The 21,822-nt window shown below is 59.2% G+C and carries 18 protein-coding genes; 5 read left to right on the forward strand and 13 right to left on the reverse strand.

Annotated features, from left to right (window positions below; genetic code table 11):
* Window positions 1-78: 78 nt before the first annotated feature.
* From hmsP to BS626_RS11215, 3 genes are all read left to right on the forward strand, one after another.
* Window positions 79-2,094, forward strand: coding sequence for a biofilm formation regulator HmsP (hmsP, locus tag BS626_RS11205; RefSeq protein ID WP_075182485.1), 2,016 nt, complete (start codon window positions 79-81; stop codon window positions 2,092-2,094).
* 184 nt (window positions 2,095-2,278) lie between these two features.
* Entirely contained in the window at window positions 2,279-3,565 is a 1,287-nt protein-coding gene (locus BS626_RS11210; RefSeq protein WP_075182486.1) for a dicarboxylate/amino acid:cation symporter, read from the forward strand.
* A 256-nt stretch (window positions 3,566-3,821) separates the two neighbouring features.
* Complete coding sequence (locus BS626_RS11215; protein WP_075182487.1) at window positions 3,822-5,315, forward strand: pitrilysin family protein; 1,494 nt, start codon at window positions 3,822-3,824, stop codon at window positions 5,313-5,315.
* Window positions 5,316-5,462: 147 nt separating this feature from the next.
* On the opposite strand, the gene BS626_RS11220 is transcribed toward BS626_RS11215, so the two are convergent.
* The 9 genes from BS626_RS11220 to BS626_RS11260 form a co-directional block, all read right to left on the reverse strand.
* Entirely contained in the window at window positions 5,463-6,023 is a 561-nt protein-coding gene (locus BS626_RS11220) for a fimbrial protein (protein ID WP_075182488.1), read from the reverse strand.
* 9 nt (window positions 6,024-6,032) lie between these two features.
* Window positions 6,033-6,530, reverse strand: a complete 498-nt coding sequence (locus tag BS626_RS11225) for a fimbrial protein (protein WP_083615948.1) — start codon at window positions 6,528-6,530, stop codon at window positions 6,033-6,035.
* 114 nt (window positions 6,531-6,644) lie between these two features.
* Window positions 6,645-7,274, reverse strand: a complete 630-nt coding sequence (locus tag BS626_RS11230) for a fimbrial protein (protein WP_371328497.1) — start codon at window positions 7,272-7,274, stop codon at window positions 6,645-6,647.
* A 69-nt stretch (window positions 7,275-7,343) separates the two neighbouring features.
* Window positions 7,344-8,123, reverse strand: coding sequence for a fimbria/pilus periplasmic chaperone (locus tag BS626_RS11235; protein ID WP_083615949.1), 780 nt, complete (start codon window positions 8,121-8,123; stop codon window positions 7,344-7,346).
* Between the two features lie 68 nt (window positions 8,124-8,191).
* The gene (locus BS626_RS11240) at window positions 8,192-10,729 is read right to left on the reverse strand and encodes an outer membrane usher protein (protein ID WP_083615950.1); all 2,538 of its coding nucleotides are present in this window, start codon (window positions 10,727-10,729) and stop codon (window positions 8,192-8,194) included.
* A gap of 58 nt (window positions 10,730-10,787) precedes the next feature.
* Window positions 10,788-11,324, reverse strand: coding sequence for a fimbrial protein (locus tag BS626_RS11245; RefSeq protein WP_240494297.1), 537 nt, complete (start codon window positions 11,322-11,324; stop codon window positions 10,788-10,790).
* Between the two features lie 93 nt (window positions 11,325-11,417).
* Complete coding sequence (locus BS626_RS11250) at window positions 11,418-11,954, reverse strand: fimbrial protein (RefSeq protein ID WP_075182491.1); 537 nt, start codon at window positions 11,952-11,954, stop codon at window positions 11,418-11,420.
* Window positions 11,955-12,801: 847 nt separating this feature from the next.
* Window positions 12,802-12,924, reverse strand: coding sequence for a hypothetical protein (locus BS626_RS18985; RefSeq protein ID WP_256374844.1), 123 nt, complete (start codon window positions 12,922-12,924; stop codon window positions 12,802-12,804).
* Window positions 12,925-13,251: 327 nt separating this feature from the next.
* Window positions 13,252-13,899 (reverse strand): glutathione S-transferase family protein, encoded by a 648-nt coding sequence (locus BS626_RS11260; protein WP_075182493.1) that lies wholly within the window; start codon window positions 13,897-13,899, stop codon window positions 13,252-13,254.
* A 140-nt stretch (window positions 13,900-14,039) separates the two neighbouring features.
* On the opposite strand from BS626_RS11260, the gene BS626_RS11265 reads away from it, so the two are divergent.
* Entirely contained in the window at window positions 14,040-16,097 is a 2,058-nt protein-coding gene (locus tag BS626_RS11265; RefSeq protein ID WP_075182494.1) for an AsmA family protein, read from the forward strand.
* Between the two features lie 16 nt (window positions 16,098-16,113).
* Here BS626_RS11265 and BS626_RS11270 read toward each other — a convergent pair whose 3' ends face one another.
* The 4 genes from BS626_RS11270 to BS626_RS11285 all read right to left on the reverse strand — a co-directional run bounded on the left by BS626_RS11270 (window position 16,114) and on the right by BS626_RS11285 (window position 21,086).
* Window positions 16,114-17,439, reverse strand: coding sequence for an MFS transporter (locus BS626_RS11270; RefSeq protein WP_075182495.1), 1,326 nt, complete (start codon window positions 17,437-17,439; stop codon window positions 16,114-16,116).
* 307 nt (window positions 17,440-17,746) lie between these two features.
* Window positions 17,747-18,748, reverse strand: coding sequence for an inner membrane protein YhjD (yhjD, locus tag BS626_RS11275; protein WP_075182496.1), 1,002 nt, complete (start codon window positions 18,746-18,748; stop codon window positions 17,747-17,749).
* A gap of 56 nt (window positions 18,749-18,804) precedes the next feature.
* Complete coding sequence (locus tag BS626_RS11280; protein ID WP_075182497.1) at window positions 18,805-19,635, reverse strand: PhzF family phenazine biosynthesis protein; 831 nt, start codon at window positions 19,633-19,635, stop codon at window positions 18,805-18,807.
* Window positions 19,632-21,086 (reverse strand): PLP-dependent aminotransferase family protein, encoded by a 1,455-nt coding sequence (locus BS626_RS11285; RefSeq protein ID WP_075182498.1) that lies wholly within the window; start codon window positions 21,084-21,086, stop codon window positions 19,632-19,634. The genes BS626_RS11280 and BS626_RS11285 overlap by 4 nt, the downstream gene beginning before the upstream one ends.
* 135 nt (window positions 21,087-21,221) lie before the next feature.
* On the opposite strand from BS626_RS11285, the gene BS626_RS11290 reads away from it, so the two are divergent.
* Entirely contained in the window at window positions 21,222-21,800 is a 579-nt protein-coding gene (locus BS626_RS11290; protein WP_075182499.1) for a LysE family translocator, read from the forward strand.
* Window positions 21,801-21,822 lie beyond the last annotated feature (22 nt).

The following is a 21,822-nucleotide window of genomic DNA, read 5'->3' on the forward strand; positions in this document are numbered from 1 at the left end:
AGATAGGATATACTTTCTCACGGACGGTCTGGCGCCGTCCGTGTGCCCATCCCCTTATTCCGCTTCAGGGAGTTCGCGTTGCGTGTCGTCAGTCGCTCGTTAACGATAAAACAGATGGCAACGGTGTCCGGTCTGGCGGTCATCGTCATTTCAATCTTTATCGTCATTCAGCTTTTTCACTTTGTGCAGCAGCGCAGAATGGACTACGCCACGCAAATGGAAAATATTGCTCACACGGTGCGCAAACCGCTATCGGAGGCAGTGCTAAAAGCCGATATTCCACAGGCGGAACGTATTCTCGCCTCGCTGAAGCCGGCCGGCATTCTCTCCCGCGCCGACGTGGTGCTGCCGAACGCCTTTCAGGCGCTGCGCAGTGATTTCGCGTCAGAAAAAGCCGTGCCGCGGCTGGTCGCCCGACTGTTTGAACTGCCGGTGCAGATCACCGTTCCGCTCTACTCGGTCGATCCGCCCAATCCGAAGCCGCTGGCCTATCTGGTCCTGCAGGCGGATTCATGGCGGGTCTACCAGTTTATCCTCAGCGCGTTGGCCACCATGGTGACGACTTATCTGCTGCTGGCGCTGATTCTTTCAGTGGCGATTGGCTGGTGCCTGAATCGACTGATGGTGCACCCGCTGCGAAAAATTGCCCGTGAACTGCAGGCGCTGCCGACGCATGCGGTGGCCGGTCATCAGCTACCGATGCCGCCGCTGCATCGCGATGATGAGCTGGGAATGCTGGTACGCAGCTACAACCGCAACCAGCAGGTGCTGGCGCGTTTGCACGCGGATTATGGTCGTCAGGCGACCCACTATCCGCTCAGTGAACTGCCAAACCGCACGCTGTTTCTGGCGCTGCTCGAGCAGTATCTGGCCGGCAGCAGCGCGCTGGCGCCCTTCTCGGTGCTGGTAATACGTATCGACACTTTGCACGACGGCGGGATGATGAACGACGTCCAGCGCGACGCGCTGCTGCTCACGCTGGTGGGGCGACTGCGCGGTACGCTGGATGCCAGTACCGTGCTGGCACAGCTTAATGACACTGATTTTGCCGTGCTGGCGCGGCGCGCGGGCACGCCGTTTCGCGCCATGCAGCTGGCACGCGCGCTGCAGCATTTGCTGTCGCAGCCGCTGCCGCTGGAGGGGATTCGTCTGCGGCCGCGCGCCAGCATTGGCATTGCACAACGCGACGGCCAGAGTCTGAGCGCGGAGGCGCTGCTGCGGCGGGCGATATCGGCGATGATGAGCGCCCGGCATCACAACGCGCAGCCCATTCTGTTTTTCGATCCGCAGCTGACCGAGCGGGCGCAAAACCGCCTGAATATTGAGCACAGTATTCTGACCGCGCTGGAGCAGGAGCAGTTTGTCCTGTTTCTTCAGCCGCAGACGGACATGCGCGACGGCGCGCTGGTCGGCGCGGAGGCACTTCTGCGCATGCGGTTAGCCGACGGCAGCTATGGCCTGCCGGATGAATTTATCACCAACGCCGAAGAGACCAGTATGATGGGCGAGCTGGGACGCTGGGTGCTGGAAGAGTCCTGTCGGCTGCTGGCCGGCTGGCAGGCGCGCGGCATTACGCTGCCGCTCAGCGTCAACCTGTCGGCGCTGCAGCTGCGTGATACCGGTATGGTGGGGCATCTGCGCGAACTGCTGCAGCGCCATCGCATCCGGCCTGGCCAGCTGATTCTGGAACTGACCGAGACGGCGCAGGTGGGTGAGCCGCAGCAGGCGCTGGCGCTGCTGCAGGAGATTTGCGATGCCGGGGTAGCGATTGCCCTTGACGATTTCGGGATGGGGTATGCCAATCTGCACTGCCTGAGTCAGTTTAAGTCGCTGCCGATCAGCAAGCTAAAAATGGATCGCAGCTTCGTTGCCGCACTGCCAGAGGATGACTCGATGGTGCGCATCGTGGCGGCTATCGGCCACATCACCGGGCTGAGCGTGATTGCTGAAGGCGTTGAGTCTGCTGAGCAGCGCGACTGGCTGCTGGCGCGTGGCATCACCCTGGCACAGGGCTATTTCTATGCCCAACCGCTGAGCTGGCAGGCCTTCAACCTGCGTTATTTTCCCACCCGCAGTGACGAAGAGCCGGCGTAAGGCGGCTCTTAACAATAACTTTACTTTTAAAACCGTCAGCTGAAGCGTTTCAGTTCATGAATGCCGGCCTGACACCCGCTGACTAACTACTCTTCAGGTTATCACGGTGTTATTTTTTTTCCGTTACTGATGATAATTAAAGCGGCGTTAAGCCGTCCTTCTGTCGTGAGCGGGTACCCGTCAAATGAAAACATCCATATTTAAGAGTCTGTACTTTCAGGTACTTGTTGCCATCGCGGCCGGTGTGCTGCTGGGGCACTTCTGGCCGGACCTCGGCGCGCAGATGAAGCCGCTGGGTGATGGATTTGTTAAATTGATCAAGATGATTATCGCCCCGGTGATTTTCTGTACCGTGGTGACCGGTATCGCCGGGATGGAGAGCATGAAGGCCGTTGGACGCACCGGTGCAGTGGCGCTGCTCTATTTCGAGGTGGTCAGCACTATCGCGCTGATCATCGGCCTGCTGGTGGTCAATATCATTCAGCCCGGCGCCGGCATGAACATCGATCCGGCCACGCTGGATGCGAAAGCGGTAGCGGTATACGCCCAGCAGGCCGAGCAGCAGGGCATCGTGGCGTTTCTGCTTGATGTCATCCCTTCCAGCGTCATTGGCGCCTTTGCCAGCGGCAATATTCTGCAGGTATTGCTGTTCGCCGTACTGTTTGGGTTTGCGCTGCACCGCCTGGGTGACAAAGGTACGCTGATCTTTAACGTTATCGACAGCTTCTCGCGGGTGATCTTCGGCATCATCAATATGATCATGCGTCTGGCTCCGATCGGCGCATTTGGCGCCATGGCCTTCACCATTGGTAAATATGGCGTTGGCTCGCTGGTACAGCTCGGACAGCTGATTATCTGTTTCTATATCACCTGCGTACTGTTTGTGGTTGTGGTGCTCGGGATTATCGCCCGGCTGGCTGGCTTTAATATCTTTAAGTTTATTAACTATATCCGTGAAGAGCTGCTGATTGTGCTGGGTACCTCCTCTTCCGAGTCGGCGCTGCCGCGCATGCTCGACAAGATGGAGCGGCTGGGCTGTAAAAAATCCGTGGTGGGGCTGGTGATTCCGACCGGCTATTCCTTCAATCTTGATGGCACCTCAATCTACCTGACCATGGCGGCGGTGTTCATTGCGCAGGCGACCAACGCCCACATGGATATCTGGCATCAAATTACCCTGCTGGTGGTGCTGCTGCTCTCCTCCAAAGGGGCGGCCGGTGTAACCGGCAGCGGCTTTATCGTTCTCGCCGCCACCTTATCCGCCGTGGGGCACCTGCCGGTTGCCGGTCTGGCGCTGATCCTCGGGATTGATCGCTTTATGTCAGAAGCGCGTGCGCTGACCAATCTGGTGGGCAACGGCGTCGCCACGGTCGTGGTCGCTCGCTGGGTGGGCGAACTGGATCATAAACAGATGAAAGCGACGCTGGACAATCCTTCTCAGGCGAAAAGCATCGCCGAAACGACGCATTAAGTACTAAATCAAGAAATGTCAGCTTAAATGCCCGCTGCGACTTGCCCTCGCAGCGGGCATTTGCATAATAAGCCCCCTCAGTATTGCGCTCAGTGAACCTGGCACCGCGTTGCAGGCTGCTGATCGCGAACTATTTTCACCTGATGATGTGACATCCTTTAGGATTTGTGGTCTAACCCCCATTGGGGTTTGCCGCAGCGCGCCGCGCGGTGAGCATCGCACACTTTTTTTGCTTTTGTGATAACCGGGAGTTCACATGCAGGGCACCAGAATGCGTCTGTTAGTGGGGGGCTGGCTGCTGACCAGCATCAGCGGCGGCGTCCAGGCCGAAACACTGCAACCCGATCCGGCCTGGCAGCAGGGAAAGCTGGAGAACGGTTTTAACTGGCAGGTGTTAACGACCCCGCAGCGCCCGAGTGACCGCATCGAACTGCGCTTACTGGTCAATACCGGCTCGCTGGTGGAAAGTGCCCAGCAGACCGGCTACAGCCACCTGCTACCGCGGCTGGCGCTGGTGCACAACGCACGTCTCGATCCCGCTCGCCAGCGTGCGCTCTGGCAGCAGGGCATTGACCCCAGTCGCCCACTGCCGCCTGCCGTCACCTCCTATGACTTCACCCTCTACAATCTCAGCCTGCCGAATAACCGTCCCGAGTTGTTAAAAGAGGCGCTAAACTGGCTGGCGGCCACCGCCGGCGATATGGATATCACGCCACAGACGGTAAATGCCGCCGTGGCGGCCAGCGACCCGGTGGCGACCTGGCCGGGTAATCCGCAGGATGTCTGGTGGCGCTACCGCCTGAAGGGCTCAACGCTGCTGGCGCACGATCCGGCTGAACCGCTGAAAGCCCCCGTCGACGCAGCCGGCGTGAACGCGTTTTATCAGCAGTGGTACACCCCGGATAACATGACGCTGTTTGTAGTCGGCAACGTCGATGGCCGCGCGCTGACCGAGCAGATCGGCAAAACGTTTTCCGGTCTGAAGGGGAAACGGGAGACGCCGGCGGCGGTGCCCACGCTGTCACCTCTGCCACACCAGCCGATCAATCTGGTCAACAAAACGCTTCGTCAGGATCGGCTGTCGCTGGTGTGGGACAGCGCCTGGCAGCCCATTCGCGAATCCCGGCATCTGCAGCGCTACTGGCAGAGCGACCTGGCGCGCGAAGCGCTGTTCTGGCATGTCCAGCGGGTGCTCAGCGACAGCAAAGCCCAGAACGTGCAGGTGGGCTTCGATTGCCGGGTGATCTATCAGCGGGCCCAGTGCACGATCAATCTGGACAGCGCCAACGCGGCGCTGCCGGGCAACCTGACGCTGATTGCCCGCGAGCTGGTGAACATTCGCGATAACGGGCTGCCGCAGGAGGAGTTTGATGCGCTGATGGCGCAAAAGACGAGCGAACTCAACAAGCTGTTTGCTACCTACGCCCGTACCGACACCGATGTGTTAATGAGCCAGCGGCTGCGCTCGCAGCAAAATGCGGTGGTGGATATTGCTCCGGAGCAGTATCAACAGCTGCGGCAGCAGTTTCTCAGCTCGCTGACGCTGGCAATGCTGAATCAGGAACTGCGGCAGCAGCTTTCGCAGGAGCTGACGATGGTGCTGATGCAGCCGGAGGGCGAGCCTGAGACTAACGTACGTCAGCTGCAGGCCGAGTGGGATAAAGTGATGACCCCGGCGGAAGTCGCGCCGGCGGCGTCTGGAGACGATTTGAAGCCCGAAGTATCAGACATTCCGACGCCCGCCTCCTGATTGCGCAACGTGCCGATCCGCCATCGGCGGATCGGCAACCTGCTCCGCAGGTAGCATTAAAGCTGTGGCTCCCGTCCCCCCTGCGTATTCTGAACCGAGCCGCGCGACCCGTTTGCCACGCCGCGTCACCGGCGTGGCCAGTCAACCTCACTCATACTCCAGACTAAAGGTAGCCGTGGCGCTAAACGGACCGGGCTGAATACTCTGTGTGGCAATCGCATCCGCTTCACCACGCACATAGGCCTTTACGGTAATTTGATTGCTTCCCTGACTCAGTGTCACTTTGCTACCGGCTTGATTGATTGGCAGCGGGCTGGCATCTTCCGCCTCCAGACCAATCGCAATACCCTGCGTGCCGCTGGTGCTGTCAATCGCCAGCAGTCCCGGCAGCGCCGCGCTTTCCGTACCATAGAAGCGCACGCTGACGGTTTTTCCAAGCGTTAAATCGCAGTCTGCCAGCTGAATATGAAATGCCTGACTGGCGCTGCGGCCGTGAGTATAGAGGTATTTATTGATCACGGAACCAAAATTCAGCGGGATATCCTCTGCGCCTGGGGGTAGGGTGCAAGGCTCTGCCACCAGCGTGCCAAACAGATGCAAATTATTCACGTTATCCTGCGCCTGCGCGCCGGCAGAGATCAGCAGCGCGAGAATGCCCGCCAGAGCACGCCCTCGGCGGGCGGTTATACGTCCAGAACCAGAATGCATGTTTGCTCCTCAGTAGTAATCCGCACGCAGGGTCGCCCAGGTTTCAAACGGCCCCTCTTTCAGCGTGGCGCCGGGTTTTTTTACCGGTACCGCTTCCAGCGTGGGTGGCTGGTCAGGATCGCCAATCGGCACGCTGCTGCCGGGAGTAAAAGGGCGGTCATTAAGGTAGATACGGATACCCAAATCGGCCTTGCTGGTTTGCAGGGCCTGCTTATCAAATCCGGCCACTGTACCCGACAGGCTCAATCGCAGCTGCCACTGCGGATCGGCGCCCGATTCGCAGTGCAGCTGATAGTTCACCGGCACGCGGTAATTTTGCCCGTCGATTTTGTTCACTCCGACCCGATCGGTGAAGTCCACCTCGATGTTGGCACCATTATTCAGGGTGCAGTCGGGGGGAAGGACTAACGTACCGCGAAAGGCAATATTTGCAGTCGTCGTCGCGCCCTTATCGGCGGATGCCGCGGGAACCATCAACAGCGAGGCGATCAACAGGAGTGTGCGCATGATTTACTCCGGATTAGGGACAGGGGCGCCCGCGGCCGCGCGGTGCGGGTGGCGCGCACGGCCAGCAGGGAGGAGAAGGCCACCCGGCGTATTCCATCTGAACCACGGGTTTGCCTAGTCATAGCTGAGATTCACATTGACCATGGCCATAAAATAACCCGGCTTCAGCGGCGCGGAGGTGCGTTCGGGCGTGACGGTGAAATTCAGTGTATTTTGCCCGCGGGTTAACCATAGTGGTATTCCCCGGCTTCCAAGGCGTACATCCCGCCCGGAGACATCCAGCAGGCGCAGCCCGAGTCCGGATGTGCCGTGCGCCTGCACCAGCTGCGGATTATCCGCGTCGCGGGCAGCGTTAAAGCTGACCGTCACCGCCGGTTGCTGACCGGAGGCGAGTCGGTTGCCGGTGCGTTCGTCAAGGGCACTGGCCGGTGGCGCCTGCTGGCAGTCGCGCAGACGCAGCTGGAAAGGCACCGATGCCCCGCGCGCACCGGGCGTGGACAGCCTGGCGGTCGCCAGGTCGCCAAGGGCGACTTCCTGGCGCGAGCTGGTCATCTCCAGCCGACAGGCGCTTTCATGCAGCTCACCGTGGACATAGATCACGCCGTTAGCGCCGTCCACGTCCCAATTGTCGACTCGGGCCAGCGCAGGCTCGCTCAGGCACACTGCGCCCGCACACAGCAGCGCAGTCAGATATGTCTGCGGCCAGCGGCGGAGTGCGGTACAGACATGGTGTTGTTGGGCCACGTTCTTCCTCCCTGATAGCGACTGCTGATTGACGACGCGGTGCAGCCTGCCCGTCATCAGCGTGATAAATTAGTGACCTTGATTGCTGTTCGTGACGCTGCAGTTGCTTCCACCGCAGCGAAAGTGCAGCTGTGGGCGTCCACCGTAATCATTAACGTAGGTCAACACCGGATGATCCCCCAGCGCCGCGGCGCTCACGTTGAGAGGCTGACTCTCTTTGGGGGCTACCATCAGCGGTTTAAATCCGCTGGCGGCCTGCTTCGCACTGCTACCGGCGTCGACAATCGTGACGTAATAGGGCGTAGGATTATGCAAGATGTACTGTGCACCCTGTCGCGAGAGCGTCAGCTTCTCCTGCGGCGGGGGCGCATTGGGATCGATGGCGATGGACGCCGGACGATAGAACAGTTTGATGCGCGTTTGCAGCGCAATCTGCAGCGTATTGGGCTTCGCGCTCTTGGGCGGGATTTCGCGCAGATTAAAGTAATACACCGTTTCGCGGTCCTGCGGCAGCTGCCGGGCGGCAGGTAACGCTTGCACCTTGACCTGGCTCGGCTGTCCGGGCTCGATTCGCTGTACCGGCGGCAGCACCGTCAGCGGTCCCTGAATTTTGTTACCCTGGGGATCCTCAATCCAGCCCTGCGCCAGGTAGGGAAGCGATTTATTTTCATTACTGACGCTCAGACTGACGGATTGCTGACCACCGTCAAAAACGATGCGGGTGCGATCCAGGGCGATGGCGGCCTGGGCCGCAGGCGCTATCCATGCGGCAAGCAGAAGAGTCGTAATTATCTTGCCGTGACGGGATGGCGTGATAACGACGGGTGGAACGCTGTACTGGTCTTTCATTATGGGCTCTCTTTGGTCAATGTGATATGCCATGACGGAGATGTCTCCTGCATGAGCGATTAAGCTTTTCAAGTGTTGCCTGCTCCGGCTGCACGGGAGTGCAGCGCGTGGCAGGGCAGCAATAACGGGTTATTCACGACTTCCTCAGGCAGCGCCGCGGGGATGCGCACTTCACACTGCGCATGTCCATCCCAGTTGACCGTCATGTTTTCACTGGGATTCACCCCGCTGAGGTAGACGCTGCCGCCGTCGTTTACTATGCCGGTTTGCTGCTGATTGGCGTTGCGGACTGTCGCCCCAAATGGCGGTTCACTGCCGTCGGCCAGCTTAATGATCGCCATCACTTTTTCGCCGGCGATGACGTCAAACTGCCGGAAGCCTATTGCGCCCTCGGTCAGCGTGGCTTGCACCACCGAATGCGGGGCTTCAACGCGATCGCTTAATTTATCGAGATCGATGCTGGTGCGATTGCGGTAATAGCTGTTCACGTCGCCGATCACCGCTTTGCCCCAGGCGTTAGTGTTGGTGGTGCGGCCGTAACCGCGCACCGGAACATCGGCGACGCCTTCGGTATCGATCAGCAGGCGAGTACCGCCGGGAATGCCGATTCGATGCAGAGCTCCCCCTTTTGCCGTCAGGGTCAGTCCACCCTGAGCGCTGACGCCAAAGGCGCTGTAGCGCGACTCCTGATAGCTGGCATTGGCACTCACCCGGGCTACATCACTCTCGCGGTTGTACCAGGCGCGTGCGCTGGCACCGCTGGGCGAAGCCCCGGCGCTCAGCTGGTAGTTGCTGCGTTCATCCAGGCGATCGTAGTAACTCACCTCATGCGTCGTATCGCCGTGGTTAGCCGTAGCGTTGTAGCTCACCGTCGCCGTCTCTCCCCACGGCACCGAAAGCGACAGATAGCCACCGTCGTCTTTCATGCCGTTATAGGCATTGCGAAACAGCGACAGCGAGAGGCTCAGATTGCGGAAGCGTCCCAGGTCAAAATAGCGCGACAGCGTCAGGTTCAAACGGTCATTGGTCGGGCGATCCCAATAGGTTTCGTGCGTGAAGTTAATAAAGGCGCTCAGCCCCCAGTCGCGAAACTGCTTGTTGAACGTCACGGTATACATCTCTTTGCCGTTGCCGGAGAGGTTGCCGAAGTAGCGCGCGTCGAGGTAATCGCTCATGCTCATAAAGTTCTTTTCTGAGAAGCGATATCCGGCGAAGGTCACCTGACTGTCATATTGATCAAAGGTTTTGGAATAGCTCAGGCGGTAGGAGCCTCCGGTCAGGGTATCGCTGTATTGCGGCAGGCGCGCACGCGATTGAGTGACGTCAAATGAGAGCGCACCGAACGCCATCAGGTCACGACCAATCCCCAGCGCCAACGCGTTGTAATTGCCGCCGAGCAGGGCGCCACCAAACAGCGACCACCCGTTACTGATCCCCCAGGAAAACTCGCCGTTGCCAAACCACTGGCCCTGGGCGCGATGGCGCCAGTCGCTCGGTTTCCCCCCGGCCAGCTTAAAGCGCAGGGTGCCGGGGCGGGTCAAATAGGGAATGCTGGCGGTGTTGACCGTAAACTCCTGAACGCTGCCGTCCTGTTCTTCAACGCGCACGTTCAGTTCACCGGTCACGGCGTCGTTCAGATCCTGAATACGAAATGGCCCCGCCGCGACGGTGCTTTCATACAGCACGCGTCCCTGCTGACGGATAACCACTTTTGCATTCGTTTTGGCGACGCCGGTGACTTCCGGGGCATAGCCGCGCAAATTAGGCGGCAGCATATTATCGTCGGAAATCAGACTGGCTCCGGTAAAGCGAAAGCTGTCAAACAGGCCTGAATCCAGATAATTCTCGCCAACGTTCAATTTGGCGCGGAGGGCGGCAATGGCCCGGCAGGCGTAGTAGCGGCTCCACTTAAAGGATCGGATGGAGCCTGCAGAAGAGCGTTTCTCAACGTTGCCCTGCCAGTCCGCGCGCATACGCCAGGCGCCGAGGTTAAAACCGGCGGTACCATTGCCGCTGAGGTTATTGGTGGTGGTGCCGCTCCGCTGTTCATGTTGACTGCGCGCATTCATATTGTAATCGAGCAGCAGGCCGGGAATCCCGTCATCCCAGCGCGACGGTGGGTCCCAGTTGTCCGCGGTATATTCAAGAAAAGCCTGAGGAATATTAAGGTACAGTGAGGAAGTGGCCAGATCACCGCGGACGGTCATCCCCTGCAAGCTGTTTTCATCAAGACACTGGTTGTCATGCCACCAGGTGAGCTTTTTGAGCACCCCGGATTTGAGCCCCAGCCGATCGACCAGCGCCCGGTCGACACAGGCGCGGCTGCCCGATGGATCGTTTTCCGGGTGATAGAACGGCACCGGCTGCTCACTCAGTTCCGTTTTATTGATGTGCACCGTCATGCTGTAAGTGCCGGGCATGATATAGCCACTGCGGGAAAACTGACTGAGATCGATATTCTTTCTGTCATTGAGGTCAAGGACATCAGTATTAAACTCGACATCCGCACTGGCCAGCGCCGTAGCAAAGTAAGTGCTAAACAATAAAGAAGCACATAACCTGTAAAGGTAGGGGGATAGTCTTTTATCTGCCGAAAAGTGTTTCATTTTTCTTCCCTGACAACATGATTTATTAACGCTCAGGGCGGCTTCCTGCACCCGCTTTTCAGAAATAATCTAATTTGAAACGAATTACGGAGAAAAATTTTCCGGTTTTTAATGGGCGATGGTTGCTTATTAGCCTCATCGTATAGACTAAATCCATCTTCCCCGCTGTTATATCAATTAAAGGCATAGCTTTACCGGGAATAGCAATGTTCCCCTGTCGATCTTTAATTTCCAGCGCCACACCACCTACGCTGCCGTGTACGTAAAAGAAAGTCCCATCGGCATCACCATCAAAAGTAACCTGAAACTGACGCCAGTCGGGTTTTCCCGGTCGTTCGGTTACGCATTTTACTAACCGAATGGTGAATGGCCGATCGTGCGATGTGTTAAGATGTAGCACCTCTGCTGTTGACATGGCACCCATGTCGACGGTTTGTCTCTGACTGTCGACGGCAATCGCACAGGCAGTATCCACAATGCTACCCTGCATGTTGACCCGGCCTTGCCCCTGCTGGGTTAAGGCGGTTGCTGCCTGACATAGCACCAGGGAAAACAGGCAAATAAACGTGGCCAGTCCGATCTTTTTCATACGCATGGCGGTAATAATATCCGTGATGGTGCGTCAGAACATGCATGTGGGGAGCCCACATGCATGATGAAAAACGGAGAACGTTAAAGGGATGGCCTGTTAGTTATAAGCCAGAGTGAAGTCCGCTACGGATTGGAATTCACCCTCGGTGATCACCGCAGTGTCACCGCTGTCGCCCTGAACGTAGGCGGCAAAATTGAGGGAGTTGTTGCCGTCCTGCAGGATCTGCTCTTTGGTCGGCTGCCCCAGCTTGATGACCGCACCGGAGCCATCGGTGATGGCGATGCTGGCGCCTGAGGCGGAGCCGGTAATACCGAGCAGGCCGTTGCCTGACTGAGACTCCATGCCGGTAAAGGTCAGCGCGACTTTATTTTTTGTGGCCGGTGTGCCGAAGGAGCAGTTTTCCAGCGCGACGCTAAAGTTACGCGGCGTAGATTTACCGCCGTCTTTCAGGGCAACTTTAGAGATCTGGCCCAGCTCGACGGATTGATCGATAGAATCCGGGCTGATGGAGCACGGGGCATCGATAATGGCTCCCTTAAACGTCACCTTGCCGTGACCCTGATCGGCAGCCTGCGCCACGGATGTGCAACCTAACACGATCATTGCGGCGAGAAGAGTTTTATTCAGGTTCATTGATATACATCCTTATATAAGTTATTCATTGATGAATGATAAGGTCTGGGCAGCAAACAAGACATGCTCAGAAGCATAATGGAACCATTCAGTCCTTAATAAGTTCGCATTTGCAGAAAATTCATGAAAAGAACGGTTCCTTATTGCGCGTCAACACTGATGCGCATGACAGAAAAGCCATCTTCTGTCGGGGGTATTCTCGCAAAATTCATATGCGTCGAGAAGGAATTTTGTCATTTCCTAATATAATTAAAACATAACTCCAGGCTGGGCGGCGTTAAGGATTTCATGAGATATTTATAATCGAAAAAAGCTTCTTCTCGATATGTTGAACTGCCTTTTATTTCGCTATTGGTTGAAACGGTTAGTCCCTGCACTTACTACTTTTTCCAGAAAATGTTCAGTTTGTTCGCGTGTGCCAGGGGAGATGCCGATCGGCGGGGCGTGTGGAATCACCGCTCTCAGGCCGGTAACGACGCACGTGGACGTCGCCATGCGTCGACCAGCATCGGCCAGCTTGTCTGCGGGCTGTCGGCCAGGCTGCGCAGACCAAAACTGTGGCCGGCTGGTTTAAAAAAGCGCGCGTCAACAGGAACCTGTGCTGCGCGCAATGCGTTAAAAAACGCCAGACGCTTATCCAGCGAGGCGATGGCATCGTCAACGGCGTGGAGCCGCCGCGCCGGTGGGGAGCAAAATGGACGCGTTCTGCCAGGGGCACGGCGTCAGGCGTCAGCGCGATCCCGCAGGCGCCGGGCCGCCGCGCATGCTGATGAGTGGAGAGAGTAAAATCAGCGGATTGGGATGGGCGCGGTATTGCGCGATGGGGTCGTGGAGCGGGCTGACAGGCTTAGCAAAGCGCGTTGGGTCCATCCTGCTGCCCCTCATCCGGCAGACGTGGGACCATTCCCACCAGCCTGAAGTCCATCGCCGTAAAGAGGGCTACCCAGCTGCTGCTCTCGCGATCGATCATGATGCGTTCTTAACCGCCGTCGGGGCAACCAGCAGCGTGACCCCGTTATCCGCAGGGGACATCACGGGGCGATTTCCGCTCAGCGCTCGCCCAGGCCGCGCGATCCCAAGGGCACGGCCGGGCTTCTCAAGGATCCGCGGTGAGGCGTGAGACTCGCTGGCACCGGAAGCTTCATCGCCGGGAGAGAGGGAGAGGATAGCCGCTTTTATAGCGTCTCCGGATACTGAATCCACGGGGAAGCCCACCCTTAATTACGGGCGGAGCAGCGCCATTCTTTCACTGCGCGACGCGTTTGCTCCCGCGGTCAAATCGTGCCGCCCGGTCAGTTCAGGGCGGCGAGAGGCGCAATTCATCGTAGCTGACTATCACGTGCTGCTGATAAGCCGGACGTTCGCACAGGCGGGCGTAATACTCTGCCAGCGCGGGCAGCGGCGCGCGGGGCATATCCAGATCGTAGTAACGATACAGCAGTGAGCCAAACGGGATATCCGCCAGCGTGAGCGCATCGCCGGCCAGATAATCATGCTGCTGCAACTGCGCATCGGCAATCGCCAGCAGTCTGCTCAGCTGATCAATGGCCTGATTCAGGGCGGTAAGATTGCGGTCGGCGGCGGGTACCCGCACCAGCTGCCAGAAAATCGGTGCGGTAAAGCGCAGAGAAACGCTCACTTTGGCCCATTCAGCCCACATATCTATCCGGGTTCGCGTCGCCAGATCTGCCGGCCAGAAGGGAGCCTGACCATAGCGATTGGCGAGATAGCGATTAATGGCCGCCGACTCGAACAGTGGCGGCGCCTCGCCGTCTTTCAACACCGGTACCAGACCATTTGGATTCATTGCCAGAAACGCGGGCGTGTCGTTGCCGCCAAAACGGTGGCCCACATCGTAACGGGTTACCGGCAGATTGAGTTCCGCCAGGCACCACATGACGGCCTGCACGTTCGATGAGGTGCGGCGTCCCCAAACTTCCATCATACGATATCCTTCCAATCACGTGGTCAATGGTATGTTGACAGCATAGCGTCATTGGCGGTCGGTAGGGTATTTCTGTACAGAGATTCGTGCTGCCGTGCGATCGTCTATCTTTACTGAACGATAATTTCATGGAGACAGGCATGTCGCGCACGGGAAAAGTGGTGGGCTGGACGGCGGGTGGCGTGGGAGTCATCCTGGTGGTGGTGGCGGTGATTATCGCGACTTTTGACTGGAATTGCCTGAAGCCGATGATCAATAAGAAAGTGTCAGCTGAGCTGAACCGACCCTTCGCCATTCGCGGCGACTTAGGCGTCCACTGGGCACGGCAGCGCGATGAACCGGGCTGGCGCAGCTGGGTGCCCTGGCCATACGTGCACGCCGAGGATATTGTGCTGGGCAACCCTGCGGCCATCCCGCAGGTGACCATGGTACACCTGCAGCGGGTGGAAGCTACGCTTGCGCCGCTGGCGCTACTGGGAAAACAGGTTTATCTGCCGTGGATCAAGCTGGTTCAGCCCGATGCGCAGCTGATTCAAACCGCCGGGAAACAGAATAACTGGACCTTTACCCTGGCTGACAGTCCGGAAGAGGGCGACAGTACGCCGTCGGCGTGGACCTTCCGGCTGGATAACGTGATGTTCGATCGCGGGCGGATCCGCTATCGCGATGCGATCAATCAGGCTGATGTGACCATTCGGATCGATCCGCTGGGGAAACCGGTGCCCTTTGCGCAGCTGGCCGGTGGGGAAAGTCACGACGGCCGCGCCGGGGACTTCGTGTTTGGCTGGCTGGCGGAAGGTACCTGGCAGCGCGCGCGGTTGAACGGTGAGGGAAAAGTGGGCGGTATGCTGGCGTTACGCAGCAGCAGCACGCCGTTTCCGCTGCAGGCGGATATCCGTAATGGCGCGACCCGGGTAAGGCTGGCCGGGACGCTCACCGATCCGCTGAACTTAGGCGGGCTGGACCTGCGCCTGCGCTTCTCCGGCGACACGCTGGCTGACCTCTTCGATCTTACCGGCGTGCTCCTGCCGGATACGCCGCCGTACGCCACGGACGGTCGGCTGAGCGCGCGCTTAAACGCGCCGGGCGGCATGCGCTTTCGTTATCAAGATTTCAATGGCCACATTGGTGATAGCGACATCCACGGTACGCTGACCTGGACTCAGGCGAAGCCGCGTCCGCGGCTGCAGGGTGAGCTGACATCGCAGCAGCTGCGGATGGCGGACCTGGGGCCTCTGATTGGTGTGGATTCCGGTAAGGGCAGTGAGAAAACGGCGCGGGCAAAGGCCGCGCGCGGCGATGCCTCAACCCAGCCCGCCGACCGCGTGTTACCGCATGACCGGTTCGATACCCGCAGCTGGGACACAATGGATGCCGACGTGACGTTTCGCGGTAAACGCATTGAGCATGGCGAGCGGCTGCCCATTGGCGACTTGTACACGCATCTGATGATGAAGGCCGGGGTACTGCGGCTGGATCCGCTGCGTTTTGCACTGGCGGGGGGAACGCTGAATGCCAGCATTCGGCTGGAGGGCGACCGCTCGCCGATGCGCGGCCGCGCCGATCTGCACGCGCGCAACCTGAGGCTGAAGCAGCTGTTTGCCGACGTCTCGGCGATGCAGAGCAGCCTCGGTCAGCTTAACGGCGATGCTACCCTGAGCGGCAGCGGTAATTCGGTGGCCGACCTGCTGGCGACCAGCAATGGCGATCTGAAGCTGCTGATGAATGATGGCCTGATTAGCCGCAGCCTGATGGAGATTGTCGGGCTGAACGTGGGGAACTATATCGTCGGCAAACTGTTCGGCGATGATGAGGTAAAAATTAATTGCGCAGCGGTGGATCTCGACGTGCGAAACGGTCTGGCCAGCAGTCGGCTTTTCGTGCTGGATACCGAAAACGCGTTGATCAACATTACCGGTACCGCTAACTTTGCGAACGAGCGACTGGATCTGTCGATCAATCCGGAGAGCAAGGGTATCCGCATTCTGACCCTGCGCTCGCCGCTGTACGTTCGCGGCACCTTTAAGAACCCGGATGCCGGGGTGAAAACCGGTCCGCTGCTTGCACGCGGCGCGGCGGCGGTGGCGCTGGGCGCGGTGGTGGCGCCGGCGGCGGCCCTGCTGGCGCTGATCTCCCCCAGTGAGGGCGACAACAATCAGTGCACCAACGTGCTGAAGCAGGGCAAGGACCGGCGCTAATCCGCCGGTCCACGGCTCAATACAGCGTCTGGTGCCGGGTCTCTTTACACAACAGCAGCGCAATCAGCGTCAGGCTGGCCATGGCCACCAGGTAGAGTCCTACGGCGGTCAGCCCGTAGTGGCTGTTCAGCCAGGTGGCGATATAGGGGGCCACGGAGGCGCCCAGAATCGATGATAAATTGTAGGAGAACGACGCACCGGTGTAGCGCACTTCGGTCGGAAACAGCTCCGGCAGCAGGGCGCCCATCGGACCAAACGTCAGCCCCATTACGCTCAGGCCCACCAGCAGGAACAGCATAACCACCAGCTGGCTGCCGGAGCCGAGCAGGAGCGGAAACAGCAGGCCGAAGGCGATAATCATCAGCGTTACGGTGATCATTGTTTTGCGGCGGCCGAAGCGATCGGCCAGCAGACCGGCCACCGGTACCATCACGCCAAAGCCAATTACCGCGACCATCAGCATCCACAAAAAGCTGTTGCGCGAAAAACCGAGCCCGGCGGGCGCCGGCGCGGTGCCGTAGCTCATTGAATAGACGGTCATGATATAGAACAGGGTGTAGGTCGCCAGCATGATAAAAGTGCCGAGCACGGTGGGTTTGATATGGTGCTTCAGCAGCGCACCCATCGGTACCCGCACCTGTTTATTTTCTTTCTGCACCTTGGCGAACACCGGCGTTTCATGCAGTGAGACGCGAACGTAAAGGCCCACAATCACCAGCGCCGCTGACAAAATAAACGGCACGCGCCAGCCCCAGCTCATAAACTGATCGTCCGTCAGCAGCCAGGAGAGCAGCAGAAAGGTACCGTTGGCAAAAAAGAAGCCGATCGGTGCGCCCAGCTGTGGAAATGAGCCGTACAGCGCACGCTTTTTCGCCGGGGCATTTTCCGTGGCCAGCAGCGCCGCGCCGCCCCACTCGCCGCCGAGCCCGAGGCCCTGACCAAAGCGCGCCAGCGCCAGCAGCAGCGGTGCCCAGACGCCAATGGTCGCGTAGCCCGGCAGCAGGCCGATCACTACGGTAGAGACGCCCATGGTCAACAGCGAGGCAACCAGCGTCACCTTCCGGCCAACGCGGTCACCGAAGTGGCCAAACAGGGCGGAGCCGATCGGGCGGGCGACAAAGGCGATAGCGAAGGTGGCCAGCGACTGCAGCGTGGCGACGGTCGCATCCCCCTGCGGAAAGAAGATGTGCGGAAATACAATGACCGCCGCGGTGGCATAGATATAGAAATCAAAAAACTCAATGGCGGTGCCGACCAGCGAAGCAATCACCACTTTACCGCGTGAATTTACCGGCGTGGCGTCCTGCTCATGTTCGGATGGGGCTGTGAGGGTGGCTTGCATAACTGTTTCTTATTTGTAAATAAACATAAACAGGCATCTTACGCAGTGAAAATGGTGGGTTCAATGGCGAAAAGGCGGTCGTCAGTCGGGAAGAGGCGGGGAAAAGTCGATAATTTCCGTCAGTGGTTTATTTATGGAGAATGGCAGTGCGAATAGCGAGTTTTATGGCGATAACCACTGCAAAATGACAAAATAAAAGTGTTATCCCGGCTGAATATCCTGTTTTTAGTCTATTATCTGCCCAGCGGGCAGTTTTTTCTGCCAAAATGCGTCGGAGACTCAGGCCACCTCCCTGTGGCCTGATGGCTCAACCGTGATGATCGTCGGGCGCGTGCACTTCGCGATCGCCTTTATATTTCGCGGTGGCTATCCACGCGGCGCAAAACAGCGTCAGGCGAGCGAAGAAGTAAAAAAACGCCATCAGGCCGAGCACTGAGCCAAAGGCCGCGCCGGAGGGCGAGCTGGCCAGCTTCGGCAGGGTCAGCGTCATGATAAATTTGATCACTTCGAAACCGATCGCGGCGAGGAGCGTACCGCGCAGCAGCGCCTTCCTGCGCGGTTTGTGCCGCGGAAGTATCCAAAAAATCCATAAAAAAAGCAGATAGTTGGCGCTAATGGAGATGGTCAGCGCAATCAGCGTCATCGCCGGACGCAGCCAGTCTATGTCCTGTAACCCCAGCGCGTTGACAATCGCCGCCTGCGCCGAACCGGCCACGGAGGTCAGGGCGAGGGTGATAATCAGCGCCAGCATCAGGCCGGTGAGTGAGACAAAGTCGCGCAGATAACGCTTCCAGATCGGTTCCAGATCGTCGGGGGCCCGCTCCCAGACGTCGCGCGACTGGGCGCGGATCGCTTCCCGCAGATTACCCATCCAGTTAATTCCGGAGTAGAGCGCAATGGCCAGGCCGGTCAGGCCGACGGTGGTGCGCTGCTGTACAGCGGTATTGACCGTGCTTTTCAGCGTGTTGGCCAGCCCCGGATCGCTGATGCTGCTCACGATCTTATTGATAAGCTCCGTCAGCAGAGACTCATTGGAGGCGAGAATAAAGCCGACCGCCGCAAACGATACCATCAGGATCGGAATCAGCGACAGAAACGAAAAGTAGGTAATGGCGGCACCAAACTGACTACCCAGCCGATCATTAAACCGGTTCACCGCCCGAATAAAGTGCGCCACCGCCGGTATGGCCTGGAACCAGCTGATAAAGCGCGACAGCAGGGTAATGGAGTGGTCTACCTGTTTGACGCCGGTTTTGATAGTGATCAGCGGTTGCTCCGCCGGGTGTTTCTCCGGGTGATTGTCCGTCATGAACTCTGTGCATCCTGTTTTGCGAAGGTAAAAAAAGTATAGTCGTTCTGCCTCGATCAGACGCGCAGCGTGCCGTCGATTACCGTGACGCAGCGGCCGCCAACCCAGATCGCGTCATCGCGAAAGCGCACCTGCACCAGGCCTGCGCGCTGCAGGCGGGTCCCCTGGCGCACGCGATAATCCCGTGTCTTACCCTGCGCCGCCAGCCAGCGCGCCAGGCAGGCGTTAGCGCTGCCGGTGACCGGATCTTCAACTCGCTCGCCGGCCTCCATCAGCAGCGCACGCACTTCGTAATCCGCCTCACCTCCGGCGTGCGGGCCAAACAGCGCCACGCCATCAGCACAGGCCGCCTGCTGTAGTCCGCTCAGCGTTACGCTGTCGAGCTCCGCGGCCAGCACCGCGCTGGCGCTGGGCAGCGGTACCAATAGCCAGCGGATCCCCATGTCCACCCTGCAGGCGTGCCCGGTACCCGGCACCGCGTCGAGCCGGGCGTCATGGAAAGGCATCAGGCTGGCGGGCGGAGCGGCAAACGCCAGCGATCCGTCGCCATCAGCGCGAATGGTCACCAGCCCAATGCCGCACTGCTGCACCAGCCGGCCCGGCTGTCGGGGGCGCAGTCCCGACTCCAGCAGCGCGTGCGCGCTACCCAGCGTCGGATGGCCGGCAAACGGCAGTTCACCACCCGGCGTAAAAATACGCAGGGAATAGTCGGCGTCCGGGTGGCTGGCGGGCAGCACGAAGGTGGTTTCCGACAGGTGGGTCCAGCGGGCGATTGCCGCCATCTGGCTATCACTCAGTCCGTCGGCCTGCAGCACGACTGCCAGCGGGTTGCCGCGCAGTGGTTCAGCGGTAAAAACATCCACTTGTTTAAACGTGCGTGGGCTCATTTTGGGCTCCTGAGAGTCAACATTTCGCTGGCCAGCTGGCCCGTGCGGCGAATGGCGGCAACATAGCGTTCATCGAACGGATAGCAGCAGGACAGACGCAAAGCGTGCCTGCCGCGTTCGCTCAGGGTATACAGCGCGCCCGGTGTGACACAAATTTTTTCCGCCAGCAGCCGGTGAAACAGGGCAACGGTGTCGATGCCGGAAGGGAGCTCTACCCAAAAAACAAAGCCGCCGGTCGGCAGGGTGGCGCGGGTGCCATGCGGAAAGTGGCGGGCAATCAGCCCCCGCGCCTCGTCCAGCTGGCGCGCGTAGCGCAATCGCAGTCGGCGCAAATGATGATCGTAACCGCCACCGATCAGAAATTCCGCCAGCGCCTCGGAGAGCAGTGCGGACTCGCTCATGGAAGACACACTCTTTAACTGGGCCAGCTGTTCAGCAAAGCGACCGGCGGCGATCCAGCCCAGCCGGTAATCAGGCGCAAGCGTTTTGGTGTAGCTGGCGCAGTACAGCACCCAGCCGCCGCGATCGAAACTTTTTACCGCCGGCGACAGCGGCTGACGGAATTGCAACTCACCGTAAAGTCCGTCCTCTATCAGAGGTACCTGCCACTGATTCACCAGCGCGGCAAGGCGCTGCTTATGTGCCAGCGGCATGGTAAAGCCCAGCGGATTTTGTACCGTCGGCATGGCAATTATCGCCCGCAGCCGGCCTTCGCGCAGCAGCAGCTCCAGCGCATCCAGCGCGATACCCTGCTCGGGATCGGTGGGGATCTCCACGGCCTTTAGCCCCAGGCTGGACAGCAGCGGGAACAGATAAAAATAGGTTGGACTCTCCACGCCGACGCTGTCACCCGGCGCGGTAACGGCGCGCAGCGCCAGTTGTAGGGCCTCCATGCAGCCGTGGGTCAGGGTGATATCGTCGCCGCACAGCGTCATGCCCAGCTGGGCGGCCCGCCGGGCGATTTCGCCGCGCAGCGCCGCACTGCCCGGTGGCAGCGCGTAGCGGCCGGTGAGCGCCGGATGGCGGCGCAGGATCCCCGCGGTGATCCGCGCCAGTTTTACCACTGGATAAAAGTCGCTGTTCTGCGGGCAGGCAAGCGAAATATTGGTGTAGTCCGGATGATTCTGCGCCGCGAAAACGGCCGCGATCAAATCCCGATGTTCACTGCCCGGAACGCTGACCTGTGGGCGCTGTGCGGGGCGGGTGCTGAGGGATGGCAGCACGCCGCGCACGTAATAGCCGGACTGCGGACGCGCCTCAATCAGCTCGCGGTTCTCTAACAGTCGGTAGGCGGCCAGCACGGTATTCACGCTGAGCTGCTGCTGAGCGGCGCACTGACGCACTGCCGGCAGGCGACTGCCTGGCGGTAGCGTGCCCTGATGAATGGCGGCGGACAGTGCATCGGCCAGCTGTTGATAGCGGGTGCGATCGCGGGACGAGGTCGGGGGCACAGTGGTTCCTTAAAAAAGAGGGTACAGTTTGTAAAAAACAAAATTGTTACCTTAACAATATTATTTTTTTGTCACTGTTTCCATTTCATCGCGCGCAGTAGCCTGAGCGTCTCATTATTGCCAAGGAGTGCCACGATGTTAGATCCCTCATTTTTCAGTTATGTCACGGTGATGTCCATCACCCCCGGACCGAACAACCTGCTGTTAGCCAGCTCCGGCGTTAACTACGGTCTCCGGCGCACGCTGCCGATGATGCTGGGAATTGTGGTTGGCTGCGCTGTCCAGACGCTGCTTATCTGGCGCGTGCTTGATGAGCTGCTGCGCTGGATGGAGAGCCTGCGCCTGCCGCTGACGCTGGTTGGCGGTGGCTACCTGCTGTGGCTGGCGTGGAAGCTGTTTCGCGCCGGCGCACCCGCGGCGTGCGCGTCGGGCCGACCCATGACGCTGACCGGTGCGGCGCTGTTTCAGCTGGTCAATCCGAAGGCGTGGCTGATGTGTAGCAATGTGGCGCTGCTCTATGCCGCCCACGGCGTCTGGTCGGTGATCGTCGGGTTTTCGCTGGTAAACTTTCCCTGCATCTTTATCTGGGCGCTGATGGGCGATCGGTTGGGGCGCCATCTGCAGGTAGCGTGGAAGCGGCGGGCATTTAACACGGTGATGGCGCTGATGCTGGTGGCCACCACTCTGTGGATGATGCTGAGCGCGCTGGTCTGATGCTGCGGCATAAAAAAGGGCC

The organism is Pantoea sp. 1.19 (assembly GCF_001922585.1).
In the GTDB taxonomy this organism is placed as follows: Bacteria; Pseudomonadota; Gammaproteobacteria; order Enterobacterales; family Enterobacteriaceae; genus 1-19.

Coding starts and splice junctions, on each gene's coding strand:
- BS626_RS11210 (WP_075182486.1), top strand. CDS start 2,279: ATGAAAACATCCATATTTAAGAGTCTGTACTTTCAGGTACTTGTTGCC.
- BS626_RS11215 (WP_075182487.1), top strand. CDS start 3,822: ATGCAGGGCACCAGAATGCGTCTGTTAGTGGGGGGCTGGCTGCTGACC.
- BS626_RS11220 (WP_075182488.1), bottom strand. CDS start 6,023: ATGCATTCTGGTTCTGGACGTATAACCGCCCGCCGAGGGCGTGCTCTG.
- BS626_RS11225 (WP_083615948.1), bottom strand. CDS start 6,530: ATGCGCACACTCCTGTTGATCGCCTCGCTGTTGATGGTTCCCGCGGCA.
- BS626_RS11235 (WP_083615949.1), bottom strand. CDS start 8,123: ATGAAAGACCAGTACAGCGTTCCACCCGTCGTTATCACGCCATCCCGT.
- BS626_RS11240 (WP_083615950.1), bottom strand. CDS start 10,729: ATGAAACACTTTTCGGCAGATAAAAGACTATCCCCCTACCTTTACAGG.
- BS626_RS11245 (WP_240494297.1), bottom strand. CDS start 11,324: ATGCGTATGAAAAAGATCGGACTGGCCACGTTTATTTGCCTGTTTTCC.
- BS626_RS11250 (WP_075182491.1), bottom strand. CDS start 11,954: ATGAACCTGAATAAAACTCTTCTCGCCGCAATGATCGTGTTAGGTTGC.
- BS626_RS18985 (WP_256374844.1), bottom strand. CDS start 12,924: ATGATCGATCGCGAGAGCAGCAGCTGGGTAGCCCTCTTTACGGCGATG.
- BS626_RS11260 (WP_075182493.1), bottom strand. CDS start 13,899: ATGATGGAAGTTTGGGGACGCCGCACCTCATCGAACGTGCAGGCCGTC.
- BS626_RS11265 (WP_075182494.1), top strand. CDS start 14,040: ATGTCGCGCACGGGAAAAGTGGTGGGCTGGACGGCGGGTGGCGTGGGA.
- BS626_RS11270 (WP_075182495.1), bottom strand. CDS start 17,439: ATGCAAGCCACCCTCACAGCCCCATCCGAACATGAGCAGGACGCCACG.
- yhjD (WP_075182496.1), bottom strand. CDS start 18,748: ATGACGGACAATCACCCGGAGAAACACCCGGCGGAGCAACCGCTGATC.
- BS626_RS11280 (WP_075182497.1), bottom strand. CDS start 19,635: ATGAGCCCACGCACGTTTAAACAAGTGGATGTTTTTACCGCTGAACCA.
- BS626_RS11290 (WP_075182499.1), top strand. CDS start 21,222: ATGTTAGATCCCTCATTTTTCAGTTATGTCACGGTGATGTCCATCACC.